Below are 19,122 nucleotides of genomic sequence, written 5' to 3' on the forward strand. Positions count from 1 at the left end.
ATCGCCGCCTCCGTTGCCTGGGTGAACAGTCGTGGCGCCGGCCGCTCAGGGGGTGAGCGACAGGTTCACGGTGAAGCCCGTTCCTCCCTGGACGACGAGGACGTGGGTTCCCGCGGGCAGTGCGCTTCGCGTGAGCACCAGGGGCTCATAGGAGGTGTAGCCGGTGCTGGTGCACGCCGACTCCGGCCCCCCGCAGCCTGCGAGCAGCCCCATGGAGAACGGCTCGCCCGCGTACTGACGCAGGAGCGTGGCCGACAGGTTGAGCACGCGGTCCGTGGTGAAGGTGAAGAAGGTGTCTGACCGGCTGCTGGAACCACACGTCAGCTGAGCGTCCGAGCCATGCGCGGCCGGGTCGACGGTTGCGGTCGCCGTGCCGCCCGCCGCGCCATTCGAGAAGGCCAGGGGAAGGGCCTCCGCGCAGACGTCGCCCGGCGCGAAGTCGTCGACCTCCACGTCCAGTTGGAACGTGCCCCCCGGGTGGGCCTGCGCCGACTTGACGAGGAGGTACGACGTGCCCGCGGGAAGGTCCGCGGACACGCGGGCGCGGCCGTTCTGGGCCACGCTCACGCAGGCGAGCTGCGACGCGGTGTCTTCACAGGGGCCGCGCCGGACGGACAACGCCGGCTGTGTCTCCACCCGTGAGCCCGTGACGCGGGCATGGAGGCGGCGTGGACGGTCGGTGGTGACCGCGAAGACGGCATCGCTGCCATCGACCCTCCCGCAGCCCTCGTGGTCCGCGAAGTCCCCGAACGCACGGGTGACCGTCACGCGGCCGTGGCCTCCCTGGGAGAGCGTCAACGGCTCCGGGTTCGCGCAGCGCTCACCCGGTTCCACCTGCTCCGGCCGGGACAGGCGCGCCACCAGCTCGAACTCACCCACGTCATGGGTGCTGAAGCCGTCGACGACGACGTAGTACGTGCCCGCGGGCAGGTCGCGGTAGCTCGTCCATCCGTCCGGTGCGGAGCCATTCGTCGACGCGCAGCGCAGGTCGGTTTCGGCGCCGCCACACGCCCGGCGCAGCGACACGGTGGGCCGGAAGCCTGGGGTGAGGGCCTTCGTGTCCAGGCGCAGGTTCAGCGGCTCCGTGGTGGTGAAGGTGTAGACGGCATCCGGTGCTTCGCGCCTCACGTACGGCTCGCCGCAGGAGGGCGTCAGGTCGTGGAAGAAGCGTCCCGTGTCGCCCTGGACGGTGACCTGGCCGGGGCCGCTCGCCGGCAGGCCCAGGGGGAGCGCGCTGGCGCAGACGTCACCCTCGGGCATCAAGCCCAGGGACACCTTCAGCGAATAGTCCGCGGGCCCGTCGTAGGCCCTGTCCACGAACAGGAAGTAGGTGCCCGCAGCCAGGTTCGCGTCGCGGATGGACGCGCGCGCCGCGCCGCCCATGGCGCAGGTGGCCGCCGGACCGTCACAGGTGCCGCGGCGCAGGGTGAGGGCCGGGGCCCTCAGGCCGGAGGCGGTGGTGGCCTCGGCGATGAAGCTCGTCGGCGCGGAGGTGGTGAAGGTGTAGACGCGGTCCGCGCCGGCGAGGCCCGCATATGTGCAATCGCTCTGGTGTTCGTCGAAGGCACCCGCGAAGGTTCCGGGGATGACGGTGGTGCCTCCCTCCGGGGGAAGCCCGAGCGGCACCGCGAGCGCGCAGGTGTCACCGGCGGTGGGCGGTGTCAGCGAGGCCTGGAGCGTCACGGGCCCTTCCGCCTGGGAGACCAGGAAGTCCACGGCGAGGATGTACGTTCCCGGCGGCAGGCTTCCCCGCCCGAACGGCTCCGACACCTGGGTGAGCGGCTGGCAGCCGAGCACCTCGCCGCAGGTCCGGATGAGCGACAGCAGCGGCGACCCGTTGGACGCGCCACCCGGCAGGGTCACGTACAGGTCCAGCACGCGGTCGGTGGTGAACGTGAAGTACCCATCCGCCCCGTCGCCAGCGCAATCGAAGAGGGGCGCATCGAAGAACTCACCCGGGTCGAACGTGAGGACCGCGGTGCCTCCCGCGCTGCCCTCGGAGAACACCAGCGGGCGCGGATTCGCGCAGGTCTCTCCCGGCTGGTGCGGGACCGCGGAGAACTCGAGCGAATAGGCGTCGGGGCCTCCGGAGGTGTGGTCGACCGAGAAGAAGTGGGTGCCTGCCTTGAGGCTCCCTGCGCGCAGGGTCGTCACCCCGTCCGCGCCCGGCTGTCCGCACACGTTCTGGGACACCCGGCACGTGGCGTCGACGAGCGACACCATGCCCCGGGCCGAGGCCTGCGCGGATGTCATCTTCACCTTCACGTCCAGCTCGCGGTCGAGGGTGAGCGAGTAGACATGGTCCGGGAAGGAGGCGATGGCCGGAGTGCAGTCGCGGAGGTCGTCCGACATTCCCACGGTCGTCCCCGTGAGCGTGGCGGTTCCACCCGTGGGCCCGCCGGACAGCGTCACCGGGGTCGCGACCGCGCAGGTGTCGCCCTCCAGGGTCGGCGTCGCGGAAACCTCCAGGCGGTAGTCGGTGCCGGCCACCTGCGGGCCCTTCACCCAGAGGAAGTAGGTGCCCGCGGGGACGGCCGTCTGCCGCAGGACGCGCGAGGCCTGGACCGTCGCCTCGCAGTTCTGGGCCACGGGCGTGGCGCCCAGGCACTCCCGAACGAGGGCCAGGGTCGGGGCCTCGTTGCTTCCGCCCAGGGCGGTGGTGGTCACCACCAGGTTCGAGTGCGGATCCGTGAGCGTGAGGCGGTACACGCGGTCGGGCAGGTGGTAGCGCCCGCAGTCATAGTCGTAGCCCTCCTGCGAGCTGCCCCGCGTGCTGGCCTGATGCGTGAGCGTGCCGCCTCCCACGGGAACGTCGAAGCCGATGGGGTTGGCGCATGACTCCCCCTCGGGTGGGGGCACCGCGCTCACGTCGAGCGAGTAGTCGATGCCGGTGGCGGACTCGACGACGAAGAAGTACCTGCCCGCGGGGAGCAGCTCCTGGACGGAGGCGCTCGTCTCTCCCCACTGACAGCCCGTCGAAAGAGACGTCCCGCAGTCGAGTGCCTTCTGGACGCGCAGGGAGAGCGCGCCGCTCGTCCCCAGTCGCGTGGCGGTGGCGTTGACGAGCATGGGCTGCTCCAGGGTGAGTGAATAGATGCGGTCGGGAACGTTGACGGTCTCGCTGCAGCTCTCGGGGACATCGTTCGTCGCGCCGCGGAGGGTGTCGGTGAGGTGGACGGTGCCGCCTGAAAGCGTGAGGGGGACGGCGCGTCCGCACGTCTCGCCCTGGGGGCGTGCTCCGGTGAGCCGCGCGGACAGCGTGAGGGGATTGGATTCGTAGAAGTGCGAATCCGTGAGGAGCAGGTATTCGCCCGGCGCGAGGTCGGTCAGGGAGAGGGCCGGACCGCAGCCCAGGTCCACGCCGTCACATGCGGAGCGCAGGGCGAGCATGCTGCCCCCCTCGAGCCCTTGGTTGCGAAGCGTCGCCTCGAGGTCGCTCGTCTGGTCCACCCGGAAGCGGTAGACGGAGTCGGGACCGGGCGTCCAGGTCATGCAGTCCAGCGTGAAGTCGTCCTCGCGCTCCTGGGTCGGCACCGTGGCGGTGGCCTGGTGGTAGGCGTCGAACGTGAGCAGGGCCGCGTCCGAGCAGCGCTCCCCGCTGGATGGCCGGCGCGTGCCGAGGGTGAGCTCGAACTCGCCAGCGGCGAGGGTCCGCGTGGACACGACGACGAAGTACGTCCCCGCGGCCAGCACGCCTTCGAAGCGGGAGCGCTCCAGGCCGGAGGCGTTGCAGGCCGGGCGCGCGCAGGTGTTGCCCACCCTGACCACGGGCTCGAACCCCGGGGTGCGCGAGACGACGGAGAGGTCCACCTCCGCGGTGGCCGCGAGCGTGAAGGCATACACCGCGTCGCGCGAGCCCTCGACGCAGCCGAGCGCGTCGGGCCCATGGCGGCGCAGGTCGCCTTGAAGCGTGGCGTTCCCCTCGACCAGCGTGAGTGTGTGGGGCGTGGCGCAGGTATCCCCGAGCGGCTCCACGGGCGTCTCACACCCCCCGGTGACGCAAGCGGCGGTAAGGCAGTCGCTGCATGCCGCCCCGGCCAGGCCACAGGCGGTCACTTCCGTGCCCTCGCGACACTGACCGGCGGCGTCGCAGCAGCCCGCGCAGTTTCCAGGGCCGCAGATCACGCCCGAGTCGGGCTCGCCGGCATCCGGCCCGGTGGTGGTCTGCGAAGGACAGGCGAGGAACGTGACCGCGAGCAGGATGAGCAGGGGGCGCATGAAAGGCATTCCGGGGAGGAGGCTTCATGCCCATTGGATGTGTCCCCCCCGTCTTCGGCGCGGACTCTACCCGACGCGGGCCTTCCAGGTGGAGACCCCGCCCACCGTGAAATCAATCACCCGGTCCCACAGGGCCTGGAACTGCGGCTCCTGGAAGTGGGAGCCCGACTTCAGCCAGCTGATGTATTCCGGGGGCTGGTCGAAGTGGCCCATGACGTCCATGTGGTCCGCCTGCGCCACGTGGAGGACCTCTCCCCAGACCTGGGCGCGGCTCGGGACGATGCCATCGCTGCGGGACTCGAACCTTCTGCCAAGGACATCCTGGAGGGCCTGTGTCTGGGCCTTCGTGCGCTCGGGAATCTGGAGCTCCCGGGACAGGGGCGCGCTCTTCCCATACAGGAAGGCGAAGATGCCGTTCAGGAGCGCGTCGGCGGTGAGCAGCAGGTGGAGTGACAGCCTGGGCGGCGGCGCGCCCGTGACGATGCAGCCGTAGCGCACGCCCTCCCGGTCCGCCGTGTTCGCGTTGAAGGCGCGCATGCGGATCGGCATGAGGTCCTGGATGAGCGCCTGGTTCTCGCCCACCTGGCCGAAGAACCGGATGAGGTCCTCGCGCTCGTGCTCGGAGAGGTCCGCCGTCAGCCGGACGACTTGATTGAAGAGGTTGGGCGGCAGCTTCGCCTCCTCGCTCCGCAGCACGAGCCAGTAGCACGCCTGGAGCGCGGCGGCCCGCAGGGGCATGGCCTTGCGGTGCAGGGTGAGGAAGGTGAAGAGCCACAGGTAGCGCAGCAGCGTCTTCCCCACGCCGCCCTGGTCGAAGTAGCTGGCCAGCGGGGTGCCGAAGTGCGGCGTGGCGATGGTCACCACCGAGCGCACGCGCTTCACGAATTCCGGGGCCTCATGCGCCATGCGCGGTGAGACGACACTGCGCGCATCCAGCCCGCCCGTGGAGTGTCCGACGAGGTGTATCTGCGCGTCGTCCTCGTTCGCGGTCCGGGCCAGCTCCCGGAACACGTCGCGGGCCCGCGCCTCCAGCCCGGCGGTGGGGGCGGAGGCGATGGCGTGCACCCGTGCATTGATGCCGCGCTCCTTGAAGCGCTGCTCGAGCAGCCGGGGGACGTTCTGGAAGTAGGCGATGCGCTCCGTTTCCTTGTCCCCCATCTGCGTGAAACCAAAGAAGCCGGGGACCAGATAGACGCGGTGCCGGTTTGCCATGGGGCAATCCTGGCAAGCCTCACGCGAGGCCCGCCCCCGACGCCGGGGAGGGGTCAATGTGAAGTCCCGAACCCCTGCCCCGGAATGTCTGTCTGGATTACTGGGTGATGATGTCCGTGTACTCGCTGCCGCTGATGGAGTTGCGCCACTTGGAGGAGAAGCCCAGCGCGTGCTGCGGATCCACCACGTGCGGCGCGGCGATGCGCGCCACGTCCAGGCGGGTAATCTCATTCTTGAACAGGTCCAGCACCATGCCGAACTGCACCGCGGTCAGGTAGACGCGCTTGAGCATCTTGTCCGCCTTCTCCTGGCGGACGATCTCGTTGTTCTCGCTCTTGAGCGACTGGTAGAAGCCGCTCCAGGTGGAGGCGTCCATCGGGTACTGCCCGTCCCGCCGCATCATGCAGCCCTCATCCGAACGCGTGCCACAGTCGCGGTGGGAGGGCTCGGCGGCCATCGGCATCTCATGCCGGGGCTCCATCCGGGGCTCGCGGCGCGTCTCCGTGGTCCGGGTCTCGCGGTGCTCGCCGTGGCTCTCCGACTCCGTCATGCCGCCCGTCATCCGCACGTCCATCCGGGCGCCGCCGCCGCGCACCTTCACGGTGGTCGTCTCCTCGCCATCCACGTTCGTCGTCGTCTTCATCTTGATGCGCGCGTTGGGCATCTCCTGATCATCGATGTCCACCTGCATGTTGAACTCCGCGTCCTGCGCGAAGCTGGCGGACGAAACGAACAGGGACGAGACGAGCACGGCACGGGCGATGCGATTCATGTGAGGTCCTGGTGGGAAGCGGGTTCGGTGCGGCCGGAGCGCTGTGCGCTCTCGCCGCCGTGCCCTCTCCACGCACCAACCGTGCATTTATTCACATGAAACATACGGCTCGGCCGGGCGGACCTGGACTCACTGTCTGAGAAAACAGAAGCCCCGACGATCCACGAGGGATCGCCGGGGCTCGGTGCGGCCTTGGCTTCGTGCGGCCTTACTGGACGGCGCGGAGCGCGGGCGGCTCTTCCGCCAGCGAGGTCAGGAGCCGGTCGCCCTCGGTCTCATCGATGGGGACGAAGCGGCCGAGGTCCTCACGGTAGGCGTGGACCTGCGCCGCGCCGATGTCGAACCACCAGCCGTGCAGCCGCAGCGTTCCCGCCGCGAGCCGGTCGCGCACGATGGGGTAGGTCTTCAGGTGCTCCAGCTGCTCGAGCACGTTCAGCTGGGAGAGGCGATCCGCGTCGGGCAGCCCCTCGCCCACCTTGGAGGTGCTCTCACGCAGCTTCTTCATCGAGGGCGAGCCGTGCGCCAGCCACTGCTCGAGGTTCGGCGCGCCGTCCACGTTGCCGCCGGCCAGGATGGCCTTCATCGCGCCGCAGCTCGAGTGGCCGCAGACCACGACGTCCTCGATGGGCAGGAAGCCCAGGGAGAACTCGATGGCCGCCGCCTCGCCGCGGTCCGCCGAGGGCTGCCCGCCCGGCTTGGCCGGCGGAACGAGGTTGCCCACGTTGCGCACGGTGAAGAGGTCACCGGGGTCCGTGGACACCAGCAGGTTCGGCACCACGCGGCTGTCCGCGCAGCTGATGAAGAGGCAGTCAGGGGATTGTCCCTTGGCGAGCCTCGCGAAGGTCGCGCGGTACGAGGGGAGCGTGTGGCGCTGGAAATCGAGCAGACCTCTGATGAGCTTCTTCACTGCACACCTCCGGGAGAGAGAGTCGAAACGTGATGAACCGAGGAGGAAGGGGATGAATCCGTGGAGCCCGGCGCGGGGCCCGCGCGCGCGCTGCGCCGGGTCCAGACGTCTTCGAGCGGCTCCATTCTCACGGTGCCGCCCGTCTTGCGGTACGTGTCCGCCCAGCTCTCCAGCGCCTCGAAGCCGGAGTGGTCGAGCGTGTTCACCGCCACGTCCACCTCAACCCTGGAGCCCGCCGGAATCTTCGCGAGCGCCGTCGAAAGCTTCGGCACGCCGACGAACGTCAGCGCGCCGCTGATGCAGACCTGGTGCACGCCCTTGTCGGCATGGATCTCCACGCGCACCTGGCCCAGCTGCCACAGCAGCCGGAGGATGGCCGCGCCGAGTCCCAGGCCGATGCCCGCGAGCAGGTTGATGCCCACCACGCCAGCCACGGTGATGAGGTAGACGGGCAGCTCGCCGCGGTGACGGAGCTCCCGGATGTGGGCGAGGTTCACGAGCTTCAGGCCCACGTGCACGAGCAGGCCCGCGAGCACCGTCAGGGGCACGTAGGACGCGAGCCCGCCCAGCAGGGTCACGAAGGCCAGCATCCACACCGCGTGCATGACCGCGGACCAGCGCGTCTTCGCGCCGGCGTTGATGTTCGCCGCGCTGCGCACGATGACGCCGGTGATGGGCAGACCGCCGACCAGACCGGAGACGGTGTTCGCCACGCCCTGCGCGAGCAGCTCGCGATCCAGGTTCGCCCGCGGACCCGTGTGCAGCTTGTCGGTCGCCACCGCGCTCAGGAGCGACTCGGCGCTCGCCACGAGCGCGAGAGACAGCACGGCCACGATGAAGGCGCCCCACATGGAGCCTTCCGGAAGGGACGGCAGCTGGATGGCCGACAGCGCGTTCGCCGCCAGCTGCACCCGGGCCACGTCCGCGTTCAACACCGCCGCGACCGCGGTCCCGCCCACGACCGCCACCAGCGGCCCCGGGACCTTCTTCAGCCGGCCGTTCGGCAGGAACCCCCACGCGATGAGGATGCCCAGCGTCAGCAGGCCCAGCAGCGTGGCCGTCCCGTGGAGGTTGAGCACCTGCCCGGGCAGCTCCCGCAGGTTGTTCCAGGCGTTGCTCTGCGGAGAGCCACCCAGAACGATGTGGACCTGCCCCAGCACGATGAGGATGCCGATACCCGCGAGCATGCCGTGGATCACCGCCGGCGAGATGGCCAGCGCCGAACGCGCGACCTTGAGGCCGCCGAGCGCCACCTGCACCAGCCCCGCCGCGGCCACCGCCGCGCACGTCACGGCGAAGCCCAACTGCTGGATGAAGCCAAAGACCATCACCGCGAGGCCCGCCGCGGGACCGCTCACGAGCAGCGGCACGCCGCCCATCAGGCCCACCACCAGGCCTCCCACGACGCCGGCAATGAGACCCGCCATGATGGGCGCTCCAGAGGCGAGCGCGATGCCCATACACAGGGGCAGGGCCACCAGGAACACCACCAGCGAAGCTGGCAAATCCGAAGCGAGAATCGCCTTCAACGAAGGCTTCGCCTCTGCTGCCTTTACACCCGAAGTCATTGCTTGAGCTCCCCTGCCATCTGCCGGGCCACACCAGGGCTCGACGTGACAGGGGGGCCTACGCAAGCGTTGTGCCAGCCAGTCCCGGGCGCTTTCCTCCGAGGGCGGCGGGCCCCGGGACCGGGCGATGAAAGAATCTTGAAGCCCCCGGTCCGGGCGATGAACGATTTTTAAAGTCCTTCACTCCGAGGAGGGGCTCTCCTCCAGGCGGCGGAGGAATGTCGGATAGGACAGGCCCAGTGCGCGGGCCGCCTCCATGCGCCTGCCTCCCAGCTGTTCGAGCACGTGCCGGACGTAGAGCCGCTCCACTTCATCGAGCGGCCGGGGTGGGCCCGACACGGAGAAGGCGTTGGGGTCGACGGAGGCCGGCGTGCCGCCTCCCTTGGCGAGCGACTGCAGCTCGAGCGCGGGCCCGCCTTCGAGCACGAGCGCTCGTTCGAGCACGTTGCGCAGCTCCCGGACATTGCCGGGGAAGGGGTAGCTCACCAGGCGCTCCTCCGCGGCGGGGGAGAAGGGGACCGGGCGCCGGCCGAGCTCCGAACAGAGCTCCAGCACGAGCGTCCGCGCGAGCGGCAGCACGTCCTCGCGGCGCTCGCGCAACGGAGGCACGTCCACCCGGAACACGCTCAACCGGAAGAGGAGGTCCTCGCGAAAGCGCCCGGCGGTGACCTCCGCTTCGAGGTCCTTGTTGGTGGCGGCCACGATGCGCGCGGTGCTCGTGAGCTCCGTCATGCCACCGAGCCGCCGGAAGGCGCCCTTGTCGAGGAACGTGAGCAGCTTGGCCTGGAGCGCGAGCGGCAGCTCACCCACCTCGTCGAGGAACAGGAGCCCATCGCTCGCGAGCTCCACGAGTCCGCGCCGCGCCGTCTTCGCGTCCGTGAAGGCGCCGCGCTCGTGGCCGAAGAGCTCGCTCTCCATCATCGTGTCCGGAAGCGCCGCGCAGTTGATCTGCACGAAGGCGCCCTGCTTCTGGCGCAAGGCGTAGAGATGGCGGGCGAGCACCGCCTTCCCCGTCCCCGTCTCTCCCAGCAACAGGACGGGGCTTCGCGGCGTGGTGGCGATCCGCTCCAGCATCTGGAGGGTCCGCTGCATCGCCGGCGAGCGGGACTCGGCCAGCCGATGACGCCCTTCGAGGACGCTCTCCGCCTGGCGCAGCCGCTCCTGGAGCTGGAGGTCGCTCGCCGCGCGGCGCGCGCGCATCACCAGGTCGTCGATCTCGACCGGTTTGCTCAGGTAGTCGCGAGCCCCCGCGCGGATGGCCTCGACGGCGCTCTCGATGTCGCCGTGCGCGGTCACCATCAACACGACGGTCGTCGGGAGCTGGGCTCGCAGCTCGGGCAGGAAGACGAGCCCATCTCCGTCCGGCAGCCTCCGGTCCAGCACCACGAGGTCCGGCGCCTCGGCGGCGAGCGCGACGCGGGTCTCGTGCAGCGAGCGCGCGACCCGGACGCGGAAACCCTCCTGGCTCAGCATGGAGGCCGCGAGCGAGGAGAAGGTCCTGTCGTCATCGACGAGCAGCAGGGAGGTGCTCATGAAGCCATTTTCTCAAGTGGAAGGCGGACCGTGAAGCGGCTGCCTCCGGGCACGCGCGTATAGGAAACGCTTCCTCCATCATGCGCACGGATGGCCGTGCGCACCATCGGAAGCCCGAGCCCGATGCCCTTCGAGCGGCCCACGGCGAAGGGCTCCCAGAGCCTGGGCTCGAAGGCCAGGGGCACTCCTCCTGCGTTGTCCTCCACGACGAGCACCACCTCCGCGCCTTCGCGCAGCAGCCGGACCTCGACGCGAGGCGTGGGCTGCTGGCCTGTATCATGGGCCACGGCGCCGGCTTCGACGGCGTTGCGGATGAGATTGTCGGCGGCGGAGACCAGCAGCGTCGGGTCCCCCTTCACGAAGAGACCCTCCTGCAGTGTCGTGTCGATGGTGACATCCGCGGCCTCCGGCAGGAGCCTCACGGCCTGGAGCGCGTCCTGCACCAGCAGGTGCATCTCGCAGCTGCGCCGCTGCGTGGACTGGGGGGAGGCGAAGCTCAGCAGTGAGCGGGCGAGGTGGCCGAGCCGGTCCGCCTGGGAGCGCAGCGCCTGGACGGGCAGGGTCGTCTCGCCGCCCTTCGCGCGAATCATGCTGAGCGCGGCCTGCATGCTGTTGAGCGCGTTCTTCACCTCGTGGGCGATGAGCGAGGAGGCCGTGCCCAGCGCCGCCATCGTCTCCTGGCGCCGCAGCTGTTCCTCGGCGGTCATCAGCGAATGGTAGGAGCGGCGCAGGAGCAGGGTGAAGAGGAGGAGCACGCCGCCGAGCAGCGCGGTGTGAACGCCGAACTGACCGAGGTAGCGGCGCTTGAGCAGCTCGCGGTCCCGCGCCTCGTCCTCGAGCACGGCGAGCAGCATTTCGGTTCCGGGGACGAGCGCCGCCGCGCCGAGCAGCCGCGTGCCTCCGAGCGTGACGGCCCCGGGCGCGTCCACCAGCGGGCGAAGGTGCGCGGCGAGCTCCGGCTGGCGCAGCAGGGGTGGGGGCGTCGCCGGGAGCAGGAGCCGGCCGCGCTCGCCGAGCAGGGCGACCATGGACTCGTTCTTCCCGCGGTGGACCGGCAGCAGCTCGCTCGCCGTCGCGAGCTCGCCCACGAGGAGGCCCACGACGCGCTCGTCGCGCACGATGGGGACCGCGACCGCGATGAGCCCTCCGCCTTCCTCGTCCAGCAGTCCGACCGAAGCGGACCGCTTCTCCATCATCCGCTGGAACCACGGGCGCGAGGCGAGCGCTGTGCGCCCGAGCGGCATGTTCACTGGGTCGCTCCAGATGCGCTGGCCGTTCGAGGACACCAGCGCGACGCCCGCGGAGAAGAGGGAGGTGTGGCCGAAGGCATTCTCGAGGAGCGCCACCTCGGGGCCGGCTGCTCCGTCCTCGGGTCTGAGCGACGGGTGCTCCGCCAGCCGTTGCAGCTCCGAGCGCAGCAGTCCCAGATGCGCGCCCAGCGCCTGGGCCTGGAGGCCCGCGCGGTCCGACAGGTGGACGAGGAGCTCGTCCTCCGCGGCCTTCACGTCCGCCTGGTAGGTCACGAAGGGGCTGACGAAGGCGGCGCACCAGAGGAGCATCAGCCCGACCACGGCGGACCGGCCCGCTTTTCTCTGCGTGCGGAGGAGCTCTCCCGGCGGTGGAACGAGAGAGGTCAGGGAGGGATGGGCCGGCGGCGACGACATGCGCCCATCATCAACACATTTCACCGCGCACGGCAGGCGCTCGTGGAGGCCGCGTGGAAAATGCCTCAGGCCGGGAGGAGCTCCACCGGGAGCGTCCGGGGCCCGTGGATGGTGAGCCCCGGGAGCCACTCGATGGCCGGGGAGCGGAGCCGCAGGGCGCGAATGCGCGGGACGAGCGCCTCCAGCGCGAGCCGGGCCTCCATCCGCGCGAGCTGAGCGCCCAGGCAGAAGTGGATGCCGTGGCCGAAGGAGAGGTGCTGGCTTCCCTTCTCCCGGCCGGGGAGGAAGGCGTCCGGCTGCTCGAAGACGCGCTCGTCGCGGTTGGCGCTTGCCACCAACCCCATGACGAGGCTGCCCGCCGGAATGGGCGTCCCGGACAGCTCCACGTCCGACGTCGCGACGCGGAAGGCGAACTGAGCGGGCGGCTCGCAGCGGAGCACCTCCTCGATGAAGCGGGGGATGTGCGCGTGGTCCGCCCGGGCCTGCTCCAGCTGTTCAGGATGGCGCGCGAGGAGGATGGCCGCGTTGCCGATGAGCTGCGCGGTCGTCTCCATGCCCGCGGGCAGCAGCAGGAAGAGGAAGGCGAGGACCTCCGCGTCGGTGAGCCGCTGTCCCTCCACCTCGGCGCGGAGCAGGTCGCTCACCATGTCCTCCCCCGGCTGACGGCGACGCGCGGTGATGACGCCCCCGAGGTAGTCCTCCATCTCCTTCACGGTGTCGCGGATGCCCGCGTGCTGCGCCGGCACGGCGGAGGTGATGAGGCCCATGTTCACCGACCAGCGCTTGAACTCGGTGAAGGTGGACGGCTCCAGGCCGAGCATCCGCCCGATGATGTTGCGGGGCAGCACGAAGGAGAAGGCGTCCACCAGGTCCACCTCGCGCTGGGAGACGGCGGACTCGGCCAGCGTCTGGGCCTCCTGGCGCACCTGGGCCTCCAGCCGCGCCATGCCGGTGGGGCCGAAGGCGCGGTTGACCATGGCGCGAAGCTGCGTGTGGCGCGGCGGATCCCGCGTGACGAGCGATTGCGCCACCGGGTTGGGGCCCAGCCAGGGCGGCTCCGCCGTCGTCGCGAGCGCTTCGGAGGAGAAGCGCTGCGCGTCCTTCTGGAGGGCGCGCACGTCCTCGTACCGGGCGGCGGCGTAGGCGCCAAAGGGGGCGATGCGGCAGAGCCCGGACTCCGCGCGCATGCGCGCATACAAGGCGTGGCGCTCCGCATCGGTGGTGGGGGCGAACAGGTCGTACGTCTGCAACGGCGTCTCCGTGGGCCTGGGCTTCACGGAGGGATACGGACGAAGCCCCCGGGACTGGCTGCGCTGACGGCTTCCGCTGCTAGTAGGAGTTGTACGACTCCGAGCGCACCCAGAAGGTGGCGCTGTAGTTGAACGGCTCGGCCGCGAAGTTGGTGACCGCGTACCAGGGCCGGCGTGCCGCGTTCGGGTTCGCGAGCGTGATGCCGCTGCTGGACACCGCGCCGAACTGCACGAAGGTGACGGGATCCTCGAGCGACGCGGACGCGCTGCACGTCGTGCCCACGCACGACACATAGATGCCAACGCGCAGCTTCCACACGCCGTTCAGTGCCGCCTTGTCGAACGACACGCAGTGCAGGATGTCCGACCCGTAGATGTCGTTCCAGGCGAACCGCTCGATGGCGAACTCCACCTTCGAGTCAGACGGGTCCACGGGGCAGCTCGGGTGAGACGCGGTGTCGATGCGCCCCAGCGCGATGCCGATGCCACCGTTCGGTGCGTTGGTGCCGAACGCACCGCTGGAGGTGAACGGTTGGCCGTTCGCGAAGCCGCTGATGGCGATGTGCTCGCTGCTGGACTGCAGCAACTGCGTCGCCGCCACATCCACTTCGATGTACTGCGAATCCCCCACCGCGCCCGCCGGCTTCGTGGCCGCTCCACCCAGGCGCGACGCGCCACAGAGCCCCGGTGCGCAGGGTGGGGTGAGGGAGAAGCTCGTCTGCGCGGACGCGGACGCACCCCAGGACAGCACCGCCACGACGAGACCCCGAATCAATGACATGCGCATGGACGTTTCTCCGGTGAGCAGGCCCCGGGCTGAGGCCATGATTCCGGAATAGCACGGGCCTCAGACTCAATTCATGAGCGCGTCCGCCACCGAGTGCGACAGCTCACGCCACTTTCGCATCGAGCGGCGGAAGTGTTCCTCCGGTGGGTCCTCGATGCCGAAGGTGTGGAGCAGCACGGGGCCCGCGTAGCCGGCCCGGCGCAAGGGGAGCAGGTAGTGGGTCCCCACGTCGAGATCGCCCCGGTCCAGTGGCTGGATGACCTCGGACCAGGTGGGGGCGTTCGGATCGAACTCGCGCGCGGCGCCGTGGATGCTCACGAGCGCGAGCTGGGGAGCGGCGGCGGTGATGACCTCCTCCAGCCGGTCGCGGTTTCCCGCCCGGAGCTCGTGGCAGAGGTGGAGCGAGGTCTTCAATTGGGGACGGTCGACCGCGGCCATCAAGGCGAGTGACTCCTCGACGTTCTCGATGGCCTCGCCGTCGTGCGGGTACAGCACGACGTCCACGCCATGCACGGTGGCCAGGTCCACCACGTCACGAACCGAGGCGACCATGGCTGTCTTCGCGTCCGGCGGCCCGCTCAGGATGAGCCAGAGCGCCGTCCGCGTGGGCGCGAGCGCCGCCAGGATTCCATTCAGCTCCGCTCGGTCCCAGGCCGTGTTGAAGGGCAGGACGAAGAGGACAGCCGGAAGCCGCACCCGCCCCGCCTCCACCGCGGGCTGGTGGGCAAAGCTGTCAAAGGCCTCACGGCCCGGCCAGAACTGCGTCACCCCTGAGTAGCCAAGCGAGTCGAGCAGCTCCACCTGCGCGGCGACCGGCCGCGACTCCAGCGTGAAGTTGAACGCACCGAGCGGGGCCTCGGGTGGAGTCTCGCGTCGTGACTCGGCGCAGCCCACGAGGGCCAGGAGCAGCGCGGGCGCGAGCCACTTCAGATACAAAGGTGCGGACATGATGAGCCCTCATTCCAAGACGAACCGTCGTTCCCGCCGCTTCTCTCCCAGAGGACTCCTTGCCCTGGTGATGTTGTCACTTCCCGCCTGTGATTCCGATGAGCCCCTTGGAGAGTTGGGGACGATCCATGCGGAGTACGACGGAGAATGGAAGTACTTCAGTGACGTCCAGCAGGGGTTTCTCGCATCACCAGACGACCCCGACTGGCCGGAAGTCAGCAGCCTCACGATCTGCGGAACGGAGACCGCCGGTAGGGGCCTGTTCGACGATTCGGGCCTTTGCTTCAGCCTGCGCTTCGACACGGCACTTCTGGGAACGGGGCCGGCGACCTTCGTCATCGACGGAGCGGTGAAGGTGCCCCTGCAGCCCGGGTTCGATCCCACCTTCACCCCGGACGAGGCAAACAGCCCGGGCATGCGGGCGGTGTGGGCACGGACGGCCTGCTATGGGCCCATCCAGGAGGATGACGTGAACCAGGAGCTGACCGGGACGCTGGAGCTGCGTGAATGATGCCACGCGCTTCGCGGGCCATCTCGTCCTGGAGGTCTCGGGGACCTCGTCGGGACAGTGCGCCACCCACAATGCCCGCACCGACGTGGAGTTCAACCTCCCGCGATGACCGCCATTCCATCTCATCCTGTGGACGGGAAGGTCTGCTACTCGTCGTCGCCCCAATCAGGCCTGACGTAATCGAAGTCAACAACCAGGCCGCTGTCCTCTATCTCGACTTCAGACGGCACAGGATCGTCGATTTCTCTCTTGGGCAAGGTGACCACGAGCGGAACCTGAAAGAGTATCGTTACCTTGCTGGATGCAGATCCCAGTGAGACGTAATCGCGGTCGACCCCGTCGCGGACGGAGAAGCTGAATTGCGCGGAGAACTCGGCTTCGACCTCGACTTCAAAAGCGAGGCTGAGCGACGCGCTGTCGGAATCGACCACATCGAAGGTGGTGTCTTCAAGAACGGTCCAGCTCAGGATTTGAGAGTGGTGGGGTTCCGCCTCGTACATGAAGTCGGAGTTGGCCTCGACCTCGAAGTTTTCAATGTAGCGCTCCAGTCCGTTTTGAATCGACTGAGAGAGTTTGGGTGCTTTCCGCTGCTTGAGCTGAGAGGCGACCCGCGCCGCGACCACACTGCTCTCTGTATTGAAGAAGTTGAGGCTGGCGGCCAGGTCCTTGACGCATACGATCCGATTGGACTTCTCCGCATAGCGGGACCAGTCAGTATCCTTGCTCACAGCCAGCACGTACCCGCCAGCCTTCTCAGCCCAGGCTTCGAGCGATAGAAGAGCAATGGCGTCGGGGAACTCACTTTTCTTTCCGTCCTTGGACGAGAAGGGGACCTCGGCCGAGAAGTAGAGCCTCGTCAATTCAGCAACAGAGACGCCCGGTTCAACCGGAACCTCGATGGCGCGGATGAGTTCGCAGAAGGCCGACACCTGATTCCTGGCGTGCTCTGCTGCGTCGTTGTTCAAGCCGAGCGTCGCGGCGATCGCGCTCCGGTCTTGATCACTGCGCCATGCTTTGAGGTATTGATTGATGGCCGCACGCGCTTTTTCAGCGGAAGCACTGGCACTCTGGGCGATATGGGCTCGCACTTCGCCCAAAGTGATGGACGAGAGTACAACCTTGATGTTGCTCCCCTTGAACTGCCCGAGCGCGGTGAGGGTCTTGGACGCCAGATTGCATCCGACCTGATCGAAGATGCTCGTGTCGAGCGTCAGGGCGGTGATCTCTCTGTTGTCCACCAGTTCTTGGATTTGTTCGGGAGCAAGAGCAGGCATTGGAAGGGGCGCCGGTAGGAGAAGCTGCGGGCCTGATTCCTGCCTTTTCCATCCGAGGAGGTCCAGCAATCTCGAGGACGGACTTCTTTAAAATCCCCGTGACATCCCCGAATGACGCATTGCGCACGCGCGCGGCCGGGGGCACAAGGCGCGCGGCGGTTGCCCGGCGCACTCCCGCGTCCGGCCACCGTTCGCCGGAGGGGAAATGTCCCGCATGTGCATCATCGCCGCGGTCGTGTGGCTCGCGGCTTGTAACCCGCAGGTTTCCATCCCAGAGGACACCGCCCGTGAGCAGGTGCTCCAGGGCGAGCTCGAAGTCCGGGTCGTGGATGCGCCGTCGTTCAAGGCGTCTCGCGAGGAGTACTTCCTCGTCGCCGGAGGCAGGCATCTGCCGCTGGCCTTCACCGGTGGAACACCGGAAGGGTTGCGCGCCGGCCAGCGGGTGACGCTGCGCGGAACCCAGGGGGCGCAGCGCTTCCTGGCCCGGACCGTGGAGGTGGACCGCCACGCCTCGGCCATGCAGGCCACTTCGGGCGCGTGTGGCGTCACCGGGGTGCAGCGCAGCCTCGTCATCCTCGCGGCCTTCCCGGGCATGCCCCAGCCCGCAGCCACCCCGCAGGGGATTCAGGATGCGTTCTTCTCCACCACGCAGCGCTCCCTGGCAACCTACTGGAGCGAGGTGTCCGAGGGCCGCACCACGACCACCGGCAACGTGGTGGGCTGGTACACGCTGGACCGTGCCTATTCCTGCTCGGAGACGGACGCCATGCGCGACGCGGCCATCCGGGCGGCGGACGCGGACGTGGACTTCCGGCAGTACGACCGCATCTTCATCGTCCACCCCAATCCCTCACAGGGCTGCTCCTACGCGGGGCAGGCGACCTTGTCCTGCGGACAGGTCGCGACGGCGGATGGCACCGTGACGGCCTCCATGGCCTGGCTTGTCGCGGACTGGATGACGAACCACGACTCCGCCGTGAAGCTGGTGACACATGAGGCAGGTCACAACCTCTCGCTGAACCACGCGAGCTCACGCGACTTCGGCGCGGAGCCGCTGGGCATGCCGGGCGCCCTGGGGAGCATCGACGAGTACGGGGACCTCTTCTCGTCGATGGGCAACTGGAACCTGGGTCACTACGCGGCGCCGCACAAGGCGCGCATCGGCTGGCTGGACGCATCCGCGGTGGCCCAGGTGGATGGCACGGGCGGCACCTTCACGCTCGCGCCGGTGGTGGCGTCCGGTGGACTCAAGGCGCTCAAGGTGCGCCGCCGCGCTGGCGCCAACGACTGGCTGTGGGTGGAGTACCGCCGGCCCGTGGGGCTCTACGAGTCGACGTTGGCGTCCCAGGTGTTCGGCGGCGCGCTCATCCACCTGGCGGACGCGGAGACTCGGGACGGCACCCACCTGCTCGACTTCACGCCGGGGACGTCCTCCTGGAGCGACCCGGCCCTGTTGCCGGGCACGACGTGGAACGACCCGTACAGCGACCTCTCCCTCACCGTGGATGCGGCGACGGCCACGGGGCTGACGGTGAGCATCCAGTACCGCACGGCGACCTGCGTGCAGGCCGTGCCGGAAGTGCGGGTGACGCCGCTGGAGCCGACCTTCTTGCCCGGAGCGCGCCCGGAGTTCGCGCTGGAGTTGATCAACCGGGACTCGGTCGGCTGCGCTCCGAGCACCTTCCAGCTCTCCGCGATCGTTCCTCCGGGCTGGGGCTCCGACCCGTTGCCCGCGCAACGCACGCTCGCCGCATCCAGCTCCGACACCCTGGGCCTCCAGACGTATGTGCCCTACAGCACGCCGCCCGGGCCCTACACGGCGGGTGTCACCGTCACGCGGGGCAGCCAGACCGTGCAGGGCACGGCCACGGTGGAGGTCGTCGAGCGTTGCATCGCGACGCCGCCCACGCTGTCGCTCTCTCCAGCGACCGTGACGGCGGCCCCGGGCTCGGACGTCACGTGGACGGTGAGCGTCACCAACAACGACTCTGCCTCGTGCAATTGGGTCTGGTACGACTTCTGGTCGACCCTGCCAGAAGGCTGGGACACGTCCTGGTCCGACTGGGGCGTCAACCTGCCTCCGGGCGGCGCCCATACCTTCACGATGACCAAGACCGTGCCCGCGGACGCGCGCGGCGCTCACACCGTGGACGTGGTCATCAACCAGGATGAGTACGGCATCGCGGCCAGCGCCACGGCCACGGTGAACGTGGTCAGCACCTCCGCGAGAGCGCGCTGACGCAGGCGGCGGTCCGCGTGCGCAGCCCGACGCGGACCGCCTGGTTTGACCCCGCGTGAAGGTGTCTTTTGTCGTTCCCTGGGAGGGAAGCGCGCCGCCTCAGGGACGGAAGCGGACCTCCCGGGCGTGGCGACTCATTGCCATGTATCGCGGCCGTGTCCCGGACTTGCTGTTTGCCTTTGTGCAACCCGGGGGTGGCACCGGCCCTGCAGTCGGAGCCTGTTGGAACTTTGTCGACG

Annotated in this window: 13 protein-coding genes; 2 read left to right on the plus strand and 11 right to left on the minus strand. The window is 69.1% G+C overall.

Annotation, left to right across the window (positions count from 1 at the left end; all coding sequences use genetic code 11):
• Positions 1-45: 45 nt before the first annotated feature.
• From ACX114_RS10475 to ACX114_RS10520, 10 genes are all read right to left on the minus strand, one after another.
• A complete protein-coding gene (locus tag ACX114_RS10475; RefSeq protein WP_459297181.1) occupies positions 46-4,218 on the minus strand; it encodes a hypothetical protein in 4,173 nt (1,390 codons plus the stop codon).
• A 66-nt stretch (positions 4,219-4,284) separates the two neighbouring features.
• Positions 4,285-5,430: an esterase/lipase family protein gene (locus tag ACX114_RS10480; RefSeq protein ID WP_459297183.1), complete on the minus strand. Its 1,146-nt coding sequence runs from the start codon at positions 5,428-5,430 to the stop codon at positions 4,285-4,287.
• A 97-nt stretch (positions 5,431-5,527) separates the two neighbouring features.
• Positions 5,528-6,202 (minus strand): DUF4476 domain-containing protein, encoded by a 675-nt coding sequence (locus ACX114_RS10485; RefSeq protein ID WP_459297185.1) that lies wholly within the window; start codon positions 6,200-6,202, stop codon positions 5,528-5,530.
• Between the two features lie 208 nt (positions 6,203-6,410).
• Positions 6,411-7,109 (minus strand): carbonic anhydrase, encoded by a 699-nt coding sequence (locus tag ACX114_RS10490; protein WP_459297187.1) that lies wholly within the window; start codon positions 7,107-7,109, stop codon positions 6,411-6,413.
• Positions 7,106-8,677 (minus strand): SulP family inorganic anion transporter, encoded by a 1,572-nt coding sequence (locus ACX114_RS10495; RefSeq protein ID WP_459297189.1) that lies wholly within the window; start codon positions 8,675-8,677, stop codon positions 7,106-7,108. Before ACX114_RS10495 ends, ACX114_RS10490 begins: the two co-directional genes overlap by 4 nt.
• 180 nt (positions 8,678-8,857) lie before the next feature.
• Positions 8,858-10,210, minus strand: coding sequence for a sigma-54-dependent transcriptional regulator (locus tag ACX114_RS10500; protein ID WP_459297191.1), 1,353 nt, complete (start codon positions 10,208-10,210; stop codon positions 8,858-8,860).
• Positions 10,207-11,769 carry a sensor histidine kinase gene (locus tag ACX114_RS10505; RefSeq protein ID WP_459297193.1) on the minus strand — a complete coding sequence of 521 codons (1,563 nt, stop codon included), beginning with the start codon at positions 11,767-11,769 and terminating at the stop codon, positions 10,207-10,209. Before ACX114_RS10505 ends, ACX114_RS10500 begins: the two co-directional genes overlap by 4 nt.
• Positions 11,770-11,939: 170 nt before the next feature.
• On the minus strand, positions 11,940-13,151 hold the full coding sequence (locus ACX114_RS10510; protein WP_459297195.1) for a cytochrome P450: 1,212 nt from the start codon (positions 13,149-13,151) through the stop codon (positions 11,940-11,942).
• Positions 13,152-13,203: 52 nt separating this feature from the next.
• Entirely contained in the window at positions 13,204-13,905 is a 702-nt protein-coding gene (locus ACX114_RS10515; protein WP_459297197.1) for a hypothetical protein, read from the minus strand.
• Between the two features lie 72 nt (positions 13,906-13,977).
• Positions 13,978-14,859: a sugar phosphate isomerase/epimerase family protein gene (locus tag ACX114_RS10520; protein ID WP_459297199.1), complete on the minus strand. Its 882-nt coding sequence runs from the start codon at positions 14,857-14,859 to the stop codon at positions 13,978-13,980.
• A 115-nt stretch (positions 14,860-14,974) separates the two neighbouring features.
• On the opposite strand from ACX114_RS10520, the gene ACX114_RS10525 reads away from it, so the two are divergent.
• The gene (locus tag ACX114_RS10525) at positions 14,975-15,370 is read left to right on the plus strand and encodes a hypothetical protein (protein WP_459297201.1); all 396 of its coding nucleotides are present in this window, start codon (positions 14,975-14,977) and stop codon (positions 15,368-15,370) included.
• Between the two features lie 146 nt (positions 15,371-15,516).
• On the opposite strand, the gene ACX114_RS10530 is transcribed toward ACX114_RS10525, so the two are convergent.
• A complete protein-coding gene (locus ACX114_RS10530; protein WP_459297203.1) occupies positions 15,517-16,713 on the minus strand; it encodes a PIN domain-containing protein in 1,197 nt (398 codons plus the stop codon).
• Positions 16,714-16,849: 136 nt separating this feature from the next.
• On the opposite strand from ACX114_RS10530, the gene ACX114_RS10535 reads away from it, so the two are divergent.
• On the plus strand, positions 16,850-18,883 hold the full coding sequence (locus ACX114_RS10535) for a M6 family metalloprotease domain-containing protein (protein ID WP_459297205.1): 2,034 nt from the start codon (positions 16,850-16,852) through the stop codon (positions 18,881-18,883).
• Positions 18,884-19,122 lie beyond the last annotated feature (239 nt).

The organism is Corallococcus sp. M7 (genome assembly GCF_054512695.1).

Excerpts from the sequence above, each read along its gene's own strand:
- ACX114_RS10475 (WP_459297181.1), bottom strand. The coding sequence starts at position 4,218 with ATGCGCCCCCTGCTCATCCTGCTCGCGGTCACGTTCCTCGCCTGTCCT.
- ACX114_RS10480 (WP_459297183.1), bottom strand. The coding sequence starts at position 5,430 with ATGGCAAACCGGCACCGCGTCTATCTGGTCCCCGGCTTCTTTGGTTTC.
- ACX114_RS10485 (WP_459297185.1), bottom strand. The coding sequence starts at position 6,202 with ATGAATCGCATCGCCCGTGCCGTGCTCGTCTCGTCCCTGTTCGTTTCG.
- ACX114_RS10495 (WP_459297189.1), bottom strand. The coding sequence starts at position 8,677 with ATGACTTCGGGTGTAAAGGCAGCAGAGGCGAAGCCTTCGTTGAAGGCG.
- ACX114_RS10500 (WP_459297191.1), bottom strand. The coding sequence starts at position 10,210 with ATGAGCACCTCCCTGCTGCTCGTCGATGACGACAGGACCTTCTCCTCG.
- ACX114_RS10505 (WP_459297193.1), bottom strand. The coding sequence starts at position 11,769 with ATGCTCCTCTGGTGCGCCGCCTTCGTCAGCCCCTTCGTGACCTACCAG.
- ACX114_RS10515 (WP_459297197.1), bottom strand. The coding sequence starts at position 13,905 with ATGTCATTGATTCGGGGTCTCGTCGTGGCGGTGCTGTCCTGGGGTGCG.
- ACX114_RS10520 (WP_459297199.1), bottom strand. The coding sequence starts at position 14,859 with ATGTCCGCACCTTTGTATCTGAAGTGGCTCGCGCCCGCGCTGCTCCTG.
- ACX114_RS10535 (WP_459297205.1), top strand. The coding sequence starts at position 16,850 with ATGTCCCGCATGTGCATCATCGCCGCGGTCGTGTGGCTCGCGGCTTGT.